Origin of the sequence: Streptomyces sp. NPDC058697, from assembly GCF_042715345.1 — a bacterium.
Taxonomy (GTDB): Bacteria; Actinomycetota; Actinomycetes; order Streptomycetales; family Streptomycetaceae; genus Streptomyces; species Streptomyces liliifuscus.
This window is the reverse complement of the sequence record NZ_JBHXSU010000004.1, coordinates 237,324-252,991: the sequence shown is the minus strand read 5'-3', so window position 1 is coordinate 252,991 and position 15,668 is coordinate 237,324. Positions and strand designations below refer to the sequence as shown.

At 67.7% G+C, this 15,668-nt stretch carries 14 protein-coding genes and 1 pseudogene; 9 read left to right on the top strand and 6 right to left on the bottom strand.

All coding sequences use genetic code 11. The features are described 5' to 3' along the window. Position 1: 1 nt before the first annotated feature. The 3 genes from ACFWXQ_RS12010 to ACFWXQ_RS12000 all read right to left on the bottom strand — a co-directional run bounded on the left by ACFWXQ_RS12010 (position 2) and on the right by ACFWXQ_RS12000 (position 2,354). Positions 2-691 (bottom strand): hypothetical protein, encoded by a 690-nt coding sequence (locus tag ACFWXQ_RS12010; RefSeq protein WP_383955137.1) that lies wholly within the window; start codon positions 689-691, stop codon positions 2-4. 423 nt (positions 692-1,114) lie between these two features. Beyond that, entirely contained in the window at positions 1,115-1,264 is a 150-nt protein-coding gene (locus ACFWXQ_RS12005) for a hypothetical protein (RefSeq protein WP_383955140.1), read from the bottom strand. Positions 1,265-2,123: 859 nt separating this feature from the next. Further along, positions 2,124-2,354 (bottom strand): transposase, encoded by a 231-nt coding sequence (locus ACFWXQ_RS12000; protein WP_383955149.1) that lies wholly within the window; start codon positions 2,352-2,354, stop codon positions 2,124-2,126. A 497-nt stretch (positions 2,355-2,851) separates the two neighbouring features. Here ACFWXQ_RS12000 and ACFWXQ_RS11995 point away from each other — a divergent pair, with 497 nt between their 5' ends. From ACFWXQ_RS11995 to ACFWXQ_RS11955, 9 genes are all read left to right on the top strand, one after another. Continuing rightward, positions 2,852-4,327: an IS4 family transposase gene (locus tag ACFWXQ_RS11995; protein ID WP_386268081.1), complete on the top strand. Its 1,476-nt coding sequence runs from the start codon at positions 2,852-2,854 to the stop codon at positions 4,325-4,327. A gap of 3 nt (positions 4,328-4,330) precedes the next feature. After that, positions 4,331-4,849, top strand: a complete 519-nt coding sequence (locus ACFWXQ_RS11990; protein ID WP_383954625.1) for a hypothetical protein — start codon at positions 4,331-4,333, stop codon at positions 4,847-4,849. Positions 4,850-4,963: 114 nt separating this feature from the next. After that, complete coding sequence (locus ACFWXQ_RS11985) at positions 4,964-5,509, top strand: hypothetical protein (RefSeq protein ID WP_383954623.1); 546 nt, start codon at positions 4,964-4,966, stop codon at positions 5,507-5,509. A gap of 12 nt (positions 5,510-5,521) precedes the next feature. Further along, positions 5,522-5,938, top strand: coding sequence for a YciI family protein (locus ACFWXQ_RS11980; protein WP_383954621.1), 417 nt, complete (start codon positions 5,522-5,524; stop codon positions 5,936-5,938). 131 nt (positions 5,939-6,069) lie between these two features. Next, positions 6,070-6,837, top strand: a complete 768-nt coding sequence (locus tag ACFWXQ_RS11975; RefSeq protein ID WP_383954619.1) for a hypothetical protein — start codon at positions 6,070-6,072, stop codon at positions 6,835-6,837. A 104-nt stretch (positions 6,838-6,941) separates the two neighbouring features. Next, positions 6,942-8,612, top strand: coding sequence for a RecQ family ATP-dependent DNA helicase (locus ACFWXQ_RS11970; RefSeq protein ID WP_383954627.1), 1,671 nt, complete (start codon positions 6,942-6,944; stop codon positions 8,610-8,612). Positions 8,613-9,327: 715 nt separating this feature from the next. Further along, entirely contained in the window at positions 9,328-9,450 is a 123-nt protein-coding gene (locus ACFWXQ_RS11965; protein ID WP_383954618.1) for a hypothetical protein, read from the top strand. Between the two features lie 10 nt (positions 9,451-9,460). Then, a complete protein-coding gene (locus ACFWXQ_RS11960; protein WP_383954616.1) occupies positions 9,461-9,820 on the top strand; it encodes a transposase family protein in 360 nt (119 codons plus the stop codon). Positions 9,821-10,340: 520 nt separating this feature from the next. Then, positions 10,341-12,452 carry a pentapeptide repeat-containing protein gene (locus ACFWXQ_RS11955; RefSeq protein ID WP_383954614.1) on the top strand — a complete coding sequence of 704 codons (2,112 nt, stop codon included), beginning with the start codon at positions 10,341-10,343 and terminating at the stop codon, positions 12,450-12,452. A 345-nt stretch (positions 12,453-12,797) separates the two neighbouring features. Here the strand turns inward: ACFWXQ_RS11955 and ACFWXQ_RS11950 are convergent, their stop codons facing one another. The 3 genes and pseudogenes from ACFWXQ_RS11950 to ACFWXQ_RS11940 form a co-directional block, all read right to left on the bottom strand. Next, the gene (locus tag ACFWXQ_RS11950) at positions 12,798-13,367 is read right to left on the bottom strand and encodes a hypothetical protein (protein ID WP_383954612.1); all 570 of its coding nucleotides are present in this window, start codon (positions 13,365-13,367) and stop codon (positions 12,798-12,800) included. 631 nt (positions 13,368-13,998) lie between these two features. Continuing rightward, positions 13,999-14,406: pseudogene (locus tag ACFWXQ_RS11945) on the bottom strand (IS110 family transposase); the annotation flags it as partial. Positions 14,407-14,413: 7 nt separating this feature from the next. Beyond that, a complete protein-coding gene (locus ACFWXQ_RS11940) occupies positions 14,414-15,424 on the bottom strand; it encodes a helix-turn-helix domain-containing protein (protein WP_383952954.1) in 1,011 nt (336 codons plus the stop codon). Positions 15,425-15,668: the final 244 nt, after the last annotated feature.

Here is a 15,668-nt window from a genome sequence, read left to right as displayed (position 1 = left end):
GTCAGACGGGATCGTGCTCCTTCCAGTCCAGCGCCTGGATCGTTTCGAGGGGCCAACGACGATCCCTGTCTCTGTCAGGACGCCGGGCCTCGGCCTCATGCACGTACTGCTCGTACCAACGGATCTGTTCCCGGTGGAGCGCAGGCCGGGACAGGCGACCTACGGCGGAGTGGCAGGCACCGATGACTTGCGCGAGGACGAGCGTTGTCTCGGCGTCGCAGGAGGGATCACCGGGATGTTCATGTGGGATGCCGTACCACTCGGCGACCGTTTCCAGTGCGCGTCCGCCGGAGCGGAAGGGCTCGGCGTGCCGGTCCAGAACGAGCGGGTCGCAGATCGGTGACATGCCGTTGGCCAAGCGATCAGACAGTGGTGTGAGTCCGTGCCGGAGCAGCTCACTCTCCAACGTGGTCAGCACGAATTGGGCGTACCAGACCACCATCGGTTCCTTGGTTGCCAACTGCCCCACAAGCACGGTCGTCAATTCCTCCAGGGCTTGGATGGCAGGCATTCCGTGGGAACGAGCGTGCTCTACCGAAATGCCGTGCTTCTTGCGAGGGGTGACGGACAGCGGGCCGGGGCCAGGATCGATGAGCCAGAACCGATTCGTTCCGTCAGTGGTGTGCACTGCTGCGCCGAGAATGCGGTCGACACCGTAACGATTGCCGGTGGTTGCGATGTCCAGGGCCATGAGGCGGCGTCGGTGCCAGCCCGGATGGTGCCGGCGTGGTGGTGGAGCAGGCTCACGGACGTGGTCACGGTGATAGACGTCCCATCCGCCGAAGCCGGTGTTCACGAGCACCCCCAGCCCAGCCGGAACGACCGAGCCGCAGGTCTCGCACTCCCCGTCTCTCCGATTGGGGCGCATCGCGGATGTGTCCGACGTTGTGCCGTCCGGGTCGGGCGTCGGGGCGTGAGCCGGGTGGTAGGTCACCCAGCCACCCCACGCACTGCGGAGCAGTACGCCGGCCTCTGCCGCGACATCTGCGTCGCACCGGGCGCAGCGGCCCGCGTATTGGTTCGTGCGTAGCGGACTGTTCACTGCCTCGCCTCGATGAAGATCAGGCTCTGCAGCAGAGCAGGGTGTGGGTTCTCGTCGCTTGACACTGGTGCCTCAATCATCGGCTGCGGTAAGGAGTGGTGCTGCGTATTCGGGGGAGAGGTCCCATTGCAGGGCGATCGTGATCAGGAAACCCAACTCCTGCTGTTCGTCAATCGGTTGCACGATCACCCCTAGAGCCATGGTGACAGCGACATTCAGCACGTCCAGATCCCGGACGGTCTGCGCGCTTGTCGATTTCGCTCTGCACCCGGTGAGCCAGGAAGCCCAGTAAGTCCACAATCGTACTGATGGCAGGGTCTCCGGGATGGAGTTCCGCGATGATGCGATGTGACGCCTCGAATCGCCTCGCGGCCTCGTCGGCGACGCCCTGGTGGCACACGCCCACCGCGGACTTAACGGCTGGCCACCCCGTCGCGTAGGGGTCAGCGAGAGGGCGGGTGCGGGGTTGAACGGAGAATTCTGCGGTCTCGGCGTCGGCTTGGAGTTGTTGCGGGACAGCGTCTTCCCCGCCCATGAGTTCCAGCAGCCGTTCGCGAGATCCAACGACACGGCTCGCACGGCTGTGAGAAGGTCCCCAGCGACTCGATCGATGAACCGGTCAGTAGTCGGCCGAACGCTGAGTCCGCGAGTGTTGGAGACCGGTTCGTGAGATTCAGATCTGATCCGGTCAGGACAGTCAGGAACCGCTGTGCCTCGGCCGGTTCCGCGCACTGTGCGAGCAGATGAGCCAACAGGGTCATCCCGAGCCGTTCCGCCAGGATGCCGCGCAGCGGCACGAGTGCCCGGATCCGGGCCATGGACGCGGCAATCTCGGGTTGGAGGCTGGGTAGTGGATCCGCGTCGAGCAGCGCGAATTGCAGAAGAGTCCGACGGTATGCGAGCGCTACTTGATGCCGGTCTCGGTCAGTACGGTCTACAAGTTGGCGCCCTCACCGCCATCGCCGGCCCACAGCCCCATGATTCCCCGGCAACCGTCGGCTGTGATGGCGATGGCCACGTAGATGCGGGCGGTTGGCGACGCGCCCGTTGCGGATACGGATGTGGATCGCGTCGATGGTGATCACCGTACAGACCGCGTCGAGCGGGCGCGCCATTCCGCCATCGACTCCAGAGCTTTGTCGGTAGTCGTGGAGACGGATTCCTTCGTTGTCGTCATTCCGTACACCTCGGAGAGATGGGCGATGATCTCCCCGGACGTGAGTCCCTCCGCGGTCAGCGACAGCACCATCTCATTGAGCGGACTCGTCCTGCGGGTGTACTTGAGCAGCAACCGCGTGAAGTGCCCAGCCAGTCCCGTGAGACGTGCACGGTCACCGTGCCGACCTCCGGCATGACCTTCTTGGCCGGGTAGCCGTTGCGCATGTTGCCGCCCGCGAGCGGACCACGGCCGCCGGCCCGCCCGGCCTCTGCCGCGAGATGCACGTCCCTCTCGGCCTCCAGGGCGGCCTGCGACAGATGCTGGGCCGGCTCCGGCAGCAGCCCGACCTCATCAATCGGCAGCCCACCTCATTTGCAGACGGTGCAGTGGGCCGGGCGTCGGTCACAACCGCCCAGCGGGGCGGGCCATTGAGCTTGGAGGGTGCAGGGTGCGGTGCGCCGCCGATCCGAGCAGATCAGTATGAGCAAGAGGCGGTAGTCCGGGCAGATCGGCCCCTCTGCACTGCTGCAACGGGCCATACGTGACTCGCTGCATAGTGGAGGGGCCGACTAGTCGCAATGCCGTTGCTTTTGGTGTGGGCGTAGGCTGCTTGGCAGTGGGTCCCGGGGGTGGTGCGGGTGGCTGCGAGTGTGTCTGACTTATCGGGTCTGGGGCTGTTGACCTGGGTGTATCCGGCGGGGTTGGTGGATCGGGTGGTGGCAGCCTGCGACCGGTCCGAGCAGCGTAAGCGGCTGCTTCCTGCGTGGCTGGTGGTGTACTTCGTGTTGGGGCTGGCGCTGTTCTCGCCTGCTCCGTATCTGGAAGTGATGCGGCACCTGGTCGCGGGTCTTCGAGGTCTGGGGCTGCTGGGTGACTGGCATGTTCCGGCGAAGTCGTCGCTGTTTCGGGTCCCGCAGCGGCTGGGATCCGAGCCGCTGCGGGTGCTGTTCGCCACGACCGCGAAGCCGATGGCCACCGAGACGACTCCCGGGGCCCTCTGGCGTGGGTTGCGGGTGCTCGCGGTGGACGGGACCTGCTGGGATGTCGCGGACACCGAAGCCAACCAGGCCGCCTTCGGCCGTCCCGGCAACGGCCACGGGACCGTCAGGAGCGCTTTTGTGCAGGTGCGGATGGCCGCCCTGGTGGAGGTGGGCAGCCATGCGGTGCTGGACGCGGAACTCGCCGGCTGCCGGACCGGGGAAGTGACCCTGGTGGGCCGCCTGCCCCGCTCCTGCGGGCCAGGTCAACTCGTCCTGGCCGACCGCGAGTTCCTCGGCGTCCCGCTGTGGCGGGCATTCACCGCCACCTGGGCCGATCTGCTGTGGAGGGTGCCGGCCAACCGCGTTCTGCCGGTCCACAAGGAACTGCGTGACGGATCGTGGCTCTCTTCCATCCATGCCAACACCGACCCCGCCAAGCGTGACCCAGTCGACGTCCGTGTCCTGGCCTACCAGCTCAAAGACACGGTCAGGACGGCCGCTGCCGGCGAGTACCGCCTGGTCACCAGCCTCCTGGACGCCCGACGCCATCCGGCCCGGCAACTGGCCGCGCTCTACCGCGAACGCTGGGAGATCGAATCCGTCTTCGCCGAGATCAAAACCCACCAGCGCGGCACGAAGGTGGTCCTCAGCAGCAAGACACCCGACGGTGTCCTGCAACAGATCCGGGCCCATCTCCTGGTCCACCATGCACTGCGGGAGCTGATGCTGAGAACCGCTGCCACCCGCCAACTCGATCCCGACCGCGTCTCATTCACCGAGACCCTGCGCTCCGCTCGCCGCAGTGTGACCGTCACGCCCGGCAGCCTTTCCCCCCTGACCTCCTGGTCCAGGCACTGCGAAAACTCCAGGAAGACCTGCTGGAAAGGCTCCTGCCCGCCAGACGCCTGCGCAGCCAGCCCCATGTCGTCAAACGCAAGATGTCCAACTACTGGCTCAAACGGACTGAACACCGTCACTGGCCCCAGCCCACCGGCACCGGCACCCAAACCATCCTCGTCAAACGACCCCAACCCACAGACCCATAACGCAATGGCATTGGACCTAGGGCCTGTCCGGGAACCGACCGGGCGGGCCCTTGTCGCGTCGCGACCGGTCGCCGGAGGATATGGCCGGAGGGGGGGCTGAGCCATGGCCGAGAGGCGGCAGCGATTGCGGCGGGCGGCGCACGGCGCGTTCTTCGCCGGTGTGTTCTCCGTGCTCTATGCCGGAACGATCGCCGGTGCCGTGCTGCTGAACGAGGTTCTGCGCCGGCTCCATCTGGAGTCGGGCGACGAATGGACCTTTCCCGAGCGGTCGGAAGGCGTCTGGTTCGGGATGGTGGCCGGAGGTCTGCTGCCGTGGCTCGGCGCGCTGATCTTAGTGATGGGATGGCACCAGGAGGAGCGGACGGACGCCGACCGCTGGTGGCGCGAGACGTTTTTCCAGGCCCTCGCCGCCAAGGGAGCGGCGGCCCTGGCCCTGGGCATGTCCTGCGTGCTGGCCTGGTGCGGTGGCTGGATCGCTCGCTGGATCGATGGTTTCAACGGGGTGTTCGCCATGCCGTCGCGGCAGTGGGAGTGGACCTTCGCGGGGGCAATCGCCCTCGGTATGACGGTGTCGGCCGCCGTGTTCGGGGCCATGGAGGGGGCGAGGCCACGGCACCGCTGACCGCCGTGGGCCGCGCGGTCGCCCGAGCCCGCCGCCGCCCCTTCACCCGGCTGCCCGCACCTCCTAGGCTGCCCGCATCGATTTCCTTCGGCATGTCAGGGGCAGGGGGTCTCCGTGGGACATCCGACCGGAGCCGATGAGATCGGCTTATTGATCGGCGAGTACCGATACGACTGGGGGCGGGCCCGGCGCAACGCCGTCATCTGGCTTGTCGTCGGCGTGCTGGGCACCGCCGCGGCTCTTCCCGGGTTCATCTCCGCCATGGCCCACGCCGGAGAGAACGGCTACAGCTCGGGGCCCAACTACGTGCTCATCGTGGGCATATCAGGGCTCGCAGCCAGCGTCACCCTGCTGGCCCTGGGGTTCCCCCGCCGACGCGAGGTCCTCCGACTCCACCAAGGCGGTCTGGTGCACCGCCGCGCCGACATCGAACGCACCCTTGCCTGGCACGACATCGCCACGGTGGGGTACCAGGAGTACGACAACGCCATGGCCCGGTTCACGGGCACCGACGTGTGGTGCGTGATCCGCCCCAGAGCCGGCGACCCGATCCGGGTGACCGGCTACCACGACGGCGCCCACCGCCTGGGCAGCGCCGTGTGGCGCGCCGTCACCAAGGGCGAACCTCCGACCGCTGGAGAGGCCGGCCTGCGGTGGTGAGAGTCTCCGGGCATGGAGTTCTTCTGCTACCACCGTGACCGGCCCGGCTCCCTCCCGCTGCGGGAGCGGCTGGGGGAGGAGCACTGGTCGTACATGGACGGGTACGCGGCTCAGCTGATCGCCCGCGGTCCTACCTTCGCCGACGACGGGGAGACGCCCACCGGCAGTGTGCACATCGTCGGCCTGCCGGATCCCGCCGCCGCCCGCGCGTTCGCCTTCGACGAGCCCACCTACCAGGCCGGCGCCTACCGGGACGTACTGCTGCGCCGGTGGCGCAACCTGCTGGGGCGCACTATGTGGGAGTTCCCCGGCGGCCGGACCGGCGGCGACCGGTATCTGGTGCTGGGCCTCGGTCCGGATCCGGCCGCCGAGGTCACCGTGCCGCAGGACCGGGACGTCCACGGCTGGGAGTTCGGCGGGCGGCGCTGACGAACCCCGGTGGTGAACCGGGGAAACCCGTCCATCCCGGACGACGGGTGAAACGGACGGGGGGTCGCCCACGTCATGGGGGCATGAGGAACCCTACGAGCATACGGAGCAGGGCGACCACGGGTGCCGCCGTGACGGCCGTCGCCCTGGCGCTGGGAACGCTCGGAGGGTCGAGCGCCGGCGCGGAGACGGTCCCGACCGCGGCCGCCGGGTCCAGCACCGAGCCCACCAAGACTGTCAAGCCTGCCGGTTCGGCTCTTGCGGGCGGCTCCACCGAGCCCACAGAGCCCGCCGAGCCCACCCGGTCGGCCTTCGCGACCGAGCCCGTCACCGAGGTCACCTCGGTCGCCGAGTCCACGGCCGCCGGGCCCACCACCGTCGCCGACCCGGACACCACCCCCGCCCCGGCCCCCGCCACCACCTGCACCGGCACCGGCACCCAGCCCCTGGGCAGCCTCCCCGAGGCCACCGAGGACTCCCCGCTGGAGCGGACCGTCGCCCACGCCGACCGGATGGCCTCCGACGCCCGCTACTCCGCCGTCTACACCGGCATGTCCGTCGACTCCGAGCACCGGGCGGCCGACATCTACCGCATGCCCTCCGCCGCCTTCGACGCCGCGCTCTGCGGGGCCGCCGAGAAGGGCGTCACGGTCCGGCTGCACGACACCGACGTCAACCACGCCGAACTGGTCGCCCTGCAACGCCGGATCAGCGCGGACATGTCCCGCTGGGACGGCACCTTCCAACTGCGCATGGTCGGGCTGGACGTGACGTCCGTGGTCGTGGGCGTCGACGACCCCGCCGTCGCCGAGCCCATCCTGAAGAAGGCCTTCGGCGCCGGACACATCACGGTGCGGGTCGAAGAACCCGTCAACGCGTGGCTCCTCCCCGCCGACTGACCGCCGGCCGGCGGACTGCTTCGCGACGACGCGGGCACTAGACCCACCACTGCCCACCCGGTTCCGTCGGACGCGTGCACCCTTCTCCAGGAGTCCCCTTGCCGATCAGCCTGTTCGTCGCCCGTCGTCTCCGCAGAGCCGCGCGGGAGGCCTTCGGATGGGACGTGTTGCGTCCCGGGCAGCTCACCGCGATGAAGGCGGTCATGCGGGGGCGGGACGCCATGGTGGTGATGCCGACCGGATCGGGCAAGTCGGCGGTGTACCAGGTGCCGGGCACGCTGCTCGCCGGGCCGACGGTCGTCGTGTCGCCGCTGATCGCCCTCCAGCGGGACCAGATCGCCGGGCTGCTGCGCAACGGCGGACAGCCGGCCGTCGCCGTCAACTCGTCGATGTCCAGGGCGAAGAACGAGCAGGCGTGGGAGAGCGTGGGCGACGGAACCGCCCGGTTCCTCTTCCTCGCCCCGGAGCAACTCGCCAAGCAGGACGTGCTGGAGCGGCTTGCCACGCTCGGGCCGTCCCTCTTCGTCGTGGACGAGGCGCACTGCGTATCCTCCTGGGGCCACGAGTTCCGGCCCGACTACCTCAGGCTCCGGCAGGCCGCCGAGCGCGTCGGGCGCCCGCCGATCCTCGCCCTCACCGCCAGCGCCGCCGCCCCTGTGCGCGCTGACATCGTCGAGCAGCTCGGCATGCGCAAGGTCCGCGAGGTGGTGGCCGGATTCGACCGGCCCAACATCCGCCTGGAGGTCACCCGTTTCCTCGACGACGCGGCCAAGCGGCGTGCCGTGGTCGAGCGGGCGGCGGCCGAGCCCAAGCCGGGCATCGTCTACGTCGCCACCCGCAAGGACGCCGAGGCGTACGCCGCCGAGCTGGGCGAACTCGGCCTGAGCGCCGCCGCGTACCACGCGGGCAGCCGGTCGGCCGAGCGCAGCGCGGTCCATGATCGCTTCCTCGGCGGCGAGTTGGACGTGGTGGTGGCGACGTCGGCCTTCGGCATGGGCATCGACAAGCCCGACGTACGGTTCGTGCTGCACGCCTCGGTGCCCGGTTCCCTCGACGCCTACTACCAGGAGATAGGCCGGGCGGGCCGCGACGGCGAGGAGTCCCGGGCCGTCCTGCACTACCGCGTCGAGGACCTGGCCCTGCAGCGGTTCTTCTCCACCGGCCGCCCCGACCCGGACACCATCGCCGATGTCTCCCGACGCGTACGGGACCGCGCGACTCCCGTGACACCAGCGGAACTTCAGGAGGAGACCGGGCTGTCCGCCGCCCGGCTGACCGCGATCCTCAACCTCCTGGAGAGCGCCGGAGGCGTCACCACCGAACGCGGCAAGGTGGTCCCCGTGCCCGGGGCCGACGCGGAGCAAGTCGCCGCCAGGGCAGTCGAGTCGGCTCTCGCCCACGAGAGCATGGAACGCTCCCGGGTCGACATGATGCGCGGCCTGGCCGAGACCACCGGCTGCCGACGGCGTTTCCTGCTCGGCTACTTCGGCGAACGCCTCAACTCGCCCTGCGGCAACTGCGACCGGTGCGAGCAGCGACCCACCGGCGGGAGAGCCGACGCGGTCCCCGGCCGGGCCCGCCTCCGCGCGGCCTCACCCGCACGCCACGACCACCCGTTCCCGCCCGGCACCAGCGTCCACCACCCCCAGTGGGGCGACGGCGAGGTGCTCAGCGAGGAGGACGGCCGGCTCACCGTCCTGTTCGCCTCGGTCGGCTACCGCACCCTGTCCCTGCCGGTGATCCTGGAGAAGAACCTGCTCAAGACGGTCTCCTAGGTCCAATGCCATTGCGTTATGGGTCTGTGGGTTGGGGTCGTTTGACGAGGATGGCTTGGGTGCCGGTGCGGGTGGGCTGGGGCCAGTGACGGTGTTCAGCCCGTTTGAGCCAGTAGTTGGACATCTTGCGTTTGACGACATGGGGCTGGCTGCGCAGGCGTCTGGCGGGCTGTCCAATATGGGGGAGTCCTCGGTGAGTGGTTCGTGCGGCCATCCCTCGTACACGGAGACGGTGGAGATGTGGACCCACCGCCGGACTTGATTCCGCAGCACCGAGGTCGCCAACATCACGTCGCGGGGTGCAAGTTCGGAGCTGGACGTGTCGATCACGGCGTCCCATGGTCCTTGCTGCGCAAGGTGTTGGAGGTCGGCATGGACCGTGCGGTCGCCGTGAACTGGCTCCGTACCCTCAACGTCGGGTGCCGATCGTCCTCGGTTGAAAGTGGTAACCCTCCATCCCCTCGCCAATGCCCCTTCCACAATGCACTTTCCCAGGAACCAAGTTCCGCTGATGACCAAAATCCGCATGAGCTGATCCTGCCTCGGGAATGCAGGCGGGGGGCAGCTCGACGTGGCTTTGGGCCCGGGCTTCGGCGTAGTCGCGTGACGCCCTGTTCGTGGCGATCTACCGGGCTCAGCAGCGCTCTCGGAACGTGACAGGCACGGCTTTCAACAGCATGGAGTTCTCTGCGCCCCGTGATCCGAGTGGAAGACCGTGCCTGCCGACGCATCATCGCTGATCCCGCCTGCCGCTGACCAACTGCGCGAGCATCCCGAGGCCGTACCCGAGGTGGTCCCGGGCCTGCTGGAGCGGCTGGCCAGTCCCGGACCCGCATGATCCACGAGGGGTGCGTCACCGCCTGGCCGTCGTGCTCGCACTCACCGCGTGCGCGGTGCTGGTTGGAGCGACCTCGCCGCTGGCGGTCGGTGAATGGATCGCCGATGCCCTGGGGGCGGTACTGGAACAGGTCGGCGCCCGTCCCGATCCGCTATTGCCCAGGCGGGTCCTGCCCGCCGAGACCACGGTCCGTCGGCTGCTGGCCCGCATCGACGGCGACGCCCTGGACCGAGCCGTCCGAAGCTTGCTACGTACGCGATCCCCGTCGCCCCCTCGCCCTCAGATGATCATGAGCCGGGCGTCACGCGACTACGCCGAAACCCTGACCGTCGCGCACTGCTGGCGGTACTGGCGGGGCGATAGACCGTGAGGTTGCGGAAGGCCCGGCTGAAGTCTGCGGGGCTGGTGAACCCCAGCGGGCCGCGATCGTGCGGATCGGGCGCGCGGCCAGGTTGCGCCGGCACTGCTCTAGGCACCGCTCCCGGATCCAGCCGACGACGGTGTGTCCCTGCATGTGCGGCCAGTCGATGATGGTGAGCAGGGCGCCGCTGCCGTCGGCCTGGTCGCGGATGTCCTCGACATTGCATACCCGTCGACGGTCGTCCCATTGCACTGCCACCTGTAGGCCCGTGTAGCCGAAGATACTCTCGCGCCAGTGCGGTGGCCGGGCGGGCATGGGAGGGGAACGTCTTCAGCATCGCGCGCATCAATCATGTATCGATCATGTGTTCGAATCTGGCCAGATGGGGGCACCTGGGCCAGTGTGACGCTCGGCGATAGATGACCATTCGCAGTGTCAGTTGGCCAGCAGCCAGGAACTGCCCAGGCTCAACGGCGCGTGGTAGGCAGTCGAAGCCAGAATCGGCACGGATCTGTGGAGCTGTTTAGCGATGACCACACCACCCCTTCCCGTACCCGGGGCGCCTCCCTGGCCGTACTGCGCACACGGCGCAGAACCTGCTGCTACCGATCCCATCGGCTGCCGCGGCGTCCATGTTCCTGGCCACACCGCGTGCCTTGCCCACCTGGACCCCACCAACCGCGACGCCTACCTGGCAGGACTGACCCCCGGCACAGACGTCGACCACCGCGGCACCAGCTTTACCGAACCCCTTCTCAATGCCCTCCTTCGCGCCCTTCGAGACCCCGGCACTGGGCACCCCCGCCTCGGCGAAGCCAGGTTCTGGGACGCGACGTTTCAAGGCGACGCCGGGTTCGAGTCGGCGACCTTCCAGGACTACGCCGAGTTCGAGGCAGTAACCTTCAAGGGTAATGCCGAGTTCGGGTCCGCAACCTTCGAGGACTTCGTCCACTTCGAATCGGCGACTTTTGAGGGCCACGCCGGGTTCGGATCGGCAATTTTCATGTCCTACACCGGGTTCGTATCTACGACCTTCATGGGCAGCGCCTTTTTCAGGTCAGCGACTTTCCGGGGTGACGCCGAGTTCGAGTCGGCAGACTTCAAAAACGTTGCCTGGTGTGAATCAGTGACCTTTAAGGCTCTTGCCAGATTCGAGGCGGCAACCTTCAAAGGCGACGCCGGGTTCGAGGCGGCAACCTTCGAGGGCCTCACCGAGTTTGACTCAGCGACCTTCGAGGACTACGCCGAGTTCGGTGCAACGACCTTCCAGAGCACCGCCAAGTTCGGTGCAGCGACCTTCCAGGACTGCGCCGGGTTCGGGGCAGCGGTCTTCGACGGCTACGCCGAGTTCGGGGCAGTAACCTTCAAGGAGCACGCCGAGTTCGGTGCAGCGACCTTCAAGAACGGCGCCGGGTTCGGGGCAGCGGTCTTCGACGGCTACGCCGAGTTCGGGGCAGTAACCTTCAAAGAGCACGCCGAGTTCGGGGCAGCAACCTTCAAGAACGACGCCCAGTTCGAGCAGGCGGTTTTCGAGCGGTCGGTCAGCCTCGGGCCGTTGGTGTGTGCGGGGCGGGTGAAGTTGTCCGGGGTGGTGTTCAGCGGCCCGGTGACCCTGTCATTCGCCGCACGCCGCCTGGAGTGCCGGCGGACCCGCTGGTCGTCAACGGCCGAGTTGCGTCTGCGCTACGCCACGGTGGACTTCGCCCACACAGTCTTCGAATACCCCCTCACGATCGCAACGGAGGCTGCCCCTTTCGTGCTCGCCGACGGACAGCCGGTGGCAGAGGAGGCTCTGGCTGGCACGCCCGACGCCACGGTGCGCATAGCGTCGCTGCGTGGGGTCGACGCAGCACATCTGGTTCTCGCCGACGTCGACCTGTCGGGGTGCCTGTTCACCGGAACCGTGCATTTGGACCAGGTGCGCCTGGAGGGCACCTGCTCCTTCGACGCAGTGCCGCCCGGCACGCACTGGCAGCGCTGGCACCTGGTGCGGTACACCCAGCGCCGTACCCTCGCCGAAGAACACCACTGGCGTGCGAAGCGGCCGACAGCAGTCCCGGGCTGGAACACGGCGGTGTTTCACTCTGGACACGTCGGGCCGGCGCAGCTGGCACCGGTGTACCGGGCACTGCGCAAGGCGTTGGAGGACGCCAAGAACGAGCCGGGGGCAGCGGATTTCTACTTCGGTGAAATGGAGATGCGCCGCCACGACCGCACCGGCGCCACCCGCGCCGAACGGGGACTGCTGCACGGCTATTGGCTGCTGTCAGGCTATGGATTGCGCGCATCCCGGGCTCTTGGCTGGCTCGGTGCCGCCATGCTTGTCACCATCGTGCTGTTGATGGGATTCGGGATCCCGAAGGGCTCCCCGAAGCAGGAAGTGACCGGCACCGTGCCACCCGGCGGGGGCAAGGTCGCTTTCGAAATCGAAAAGGAGGACCCGCAGAACCCCGCCGGGAACAGGTTCACCAGCGAGCGCTTCGAGAGGGCACTGAACGTCACTCTCAACTCGGTGGTGTTCCGCTCCAGCGGACAGGACCTGACCACCGCCGGAACCTATACCGAAATGACCTCCCGCGTACTGGAACCCACCCTCCTTGCCCTCGCTGTTCTCGCCGTCCGTGGCCGCATCAAACGCTGACTACTTGCCACAACGTTTTCAGTAAGCCGAGACCATGCTGCCCTCGGCTCCGGCAAAAGAATCAAGGCAATGGGGACGGACCTGGACGCACCTCAGGCAGTACGCCTGATCCCACCTCAGCGACGAAGTCGAGACCGCAGTGGCCAACTATCTCTGAGGAAAATGGCCAACCACCGTTGAGCACCCATCGCTCACCAGCGGAACTCCCGACGCCTCTGGCCATCTATCGCTGAAGGTCACAGCGAGTGTGACGTTCAGGTGTGACGGAGTCCTTCAGCTGGCCACTAAGCATTTAAGTTGGCCAGTCTGGTACTCGGCAACGATTCGTCTGGTGAGGCCGCTGGCTCAGGGCCCGCCCGTTCCCGTGTCGTTAGAGGGACGCCAGGGTGGAGGCCATGGGATTTCGTGGGCGATCCCCGCCCCCCGGACGCCGAGATCGCAGCGCGCGGCCTTCAGAAATTCCGTGCGCGCCTTCCGGAACTCAAGGTATGCCTCAGGCCATGTGGCGATGCCGGTGGTCGGTATGCCGCGAGCCAGCCATTCGATATGCCAGAGCGCGTGGTTCAGTTTGATGGCAGCGGTATTGCTGTCCACATCGCCGAGGAGCCAGAGGGACTCGGCGAGCGCCGATCGGTGGGCCTCTGTTGCTGCGAGTTCTTTGAGCACCTCATCGGTCGGCTCCAGCGGTGTCGACCCGGTAGTGAGGCCCCGAGCGATGGCTAACCCTGTGTACCGGCTGCTGAGTTGCTTGACGGTGTGGGCGTATTCCGCATAGGCGTTGAGACGCCGCTCGTCCCATCGGACGGATTGCTGGCGCCGCCACTGAGCGCGCTCGTTCACGGCGGAGACGGCCAGGGACACCACCGCGCCGATGGCGACACCAACGAGAGGCAGTATCTGACTGGTGAGGCTCATCCTTCTCCCTCTTGAGTGGAACGAACTGTTTCCCGAGTTCATATCACCCGATGAGAACAGCGACACGGGGCGGAGGCCGGTGGCTGCTCCGGCGCCTGCTGCCGGTGCTCAGGACGAAACCGAGCGGATCAGCGTGGCCAACCGACGTACTAGATGGCCAACCGAAGTGCTCCTTACCTTGTTAGCGGGTTGGTTCTGGTCCTTCGTACGATCGGCAGACCCAGGGGCCTGGGTGTGGCTGAAAGCGCTCATGCCGTACGTGTGGCCCTGACTGATGGCCGCCCAGCGCCCCGCGACGCACGGCCACTCATTGAGACCCGTGCAACGTGAAAAGTGCAGGTGAGGTGGGCTGGTGTGCGGGCGAGTTGCCGTGCTCGCGCTGGGCGGCGGCGGGTACCCATGGTGAAGATCGTCTGCCCCTGTCGGCTGTGGCGGTTCTCGGGTTCCGCTGCGCCCCTCTCGGGGCCGCTCCTACGATCCGTGACCGGGCGCTACGCGGTGAGATCGCGGGAGGGTGCAGGGTATGGGAGACCTGGAGCGGATCATCGCTCGCCGGAGCGAACTGGACGCGCTGGCGGAGGAGTTGGCCGGGCAGCTGCAGGAGGTCCAGGCCGAGCGGGAGGAACTGCTCCTGGGTGCGCAGGCCGCGGATCCGGTTGGAGGCGCGGTGGCCTCGGCCACGAGGTCCTGGTCGAAGCCGACCAGCACGGTCAGCTCGGCGGTGATCTCGTCGGTTAGCTGAAGCGAGCGCAGGGTGTGCGGCATGGTCCGGGCGGCGTCCGCGATCACCGCGGCGTCCTTCGCGTCGGTCTTCGCCTCGCCCGGGTAGAGATCGGCGATTCGCCGCATCGAGCGTCCGGGCAGGTAGGCGACCTTGCAGCCGACGTCCCCGGGCGACCGTCAGGGGCAGGGCTCCGATCGTGGCGGGCTGGTCCACGATCACTAGCACGGTGCCGAGCTTCGCGGTCAGCTTGTCGAAGACGGCCAGCAGTTTCGGCTCGCTGCTCCTGTGCGGCCATCGCCTGAAGTAGCTCCCGATTCGCGGGTCACTTCTGCCTGCGGGCGTATTCGGAGGGTGTCTGGCCGTACTCCTTCTTGAATGCGCGGACGAAGTGGCTGCTGTCGGCGAACTGCCAGTGTGCGGCTATTTCCGAGACGTTCGGGCGAGGGCCCGGCGCCGTCAGTTCGAGGCGGGACTGCTCCAGGCGTCTGCGGCGGATATACGCGGTCACCGAGTCGTCGGTCTTGGCGAAGGCCCGGTGCAGCGTCCGTACGGAGACGTTGAGTTCGCGGGCCAGAGTCGCGGGGGAGAGGTCGGGGTCGGTGAGTCGGCAGTCCGCGATGTCCCTGGCCGCCTGGGCCAACGCGGGGGCCAGCAGGGGTTCGGTGTCGTCGAATGTCTGCGTGAGCACCCCTTTGGCCAGTTCGAGCAGGGAGTTGCGGGCGGCTCGTGCACCGGCGGGGGTCAGGTCGTCGAGCGTCGCCTCGACTATCTCGGTGTGCGCCATGAGCAGTCGTAGCTCGGGCGAGTCGGCCGGGCCGACGGTCGCCCGGTCGCGGATCAGCGGACTGAGCGGCGTGGCCGGCAGGATCAGTACCTTCGCGGTCGAATGCGGAGCCACCTCGAAGCGGGCCGGAGGGCCGTTGTGGCGCACGATGAACTGCCCAGCCGGTACGGCGGTCTCGCCCCGGCTGCGCTGAGAGACGAAGCGCCACTCGCCGCGTCCCATCACATGCACCAGGACCCGGTCCTCAAGGTGGTGGGAGGAGCCCCTGGTGCCGCCTGCCATCAACTCGCCGTAGACGCCCGAGATCACCGTGTCGTGCACCCTGGACGCACGGACCCGGACCCGGAACTCACCCGATCCGACAGGCTCCCAGGGCGGAAGCGGAAGTGCCTCTCCGATCTGGGACTCCCACGCACGCCGGAAGACGTCGAAGCCGTTCCGCACGGTAGTCGGGGTAGTCGGGGTGGTCGGGGCCGTCGTGTCGACGAAGAACTTCCTTCCCGGTGCCGGTCCGCCGGGCTGAGGTTCGGTGTGTTCCGTGTCGTTCATCTCAGCGCCTCGCCTCGTCCTGCCGACGACCGCCGCACCCTCGGGGCCTGATTCCACCACGGCATTCCGGCACGGCCCGGATCGTCCGGCACTGACGTTCCATCGGAGTGACGCTGTCGTACAAGTGCACGCCGCTGCGGTCTCCCTAAATTGAGCAATGCGGGCATCGATGTCGCAACGCGCGGAGACAGCGCGATTGCTTGCATGTTTCCGCCTCATGGTAAGTACTGAAGGGTTCCAGCTG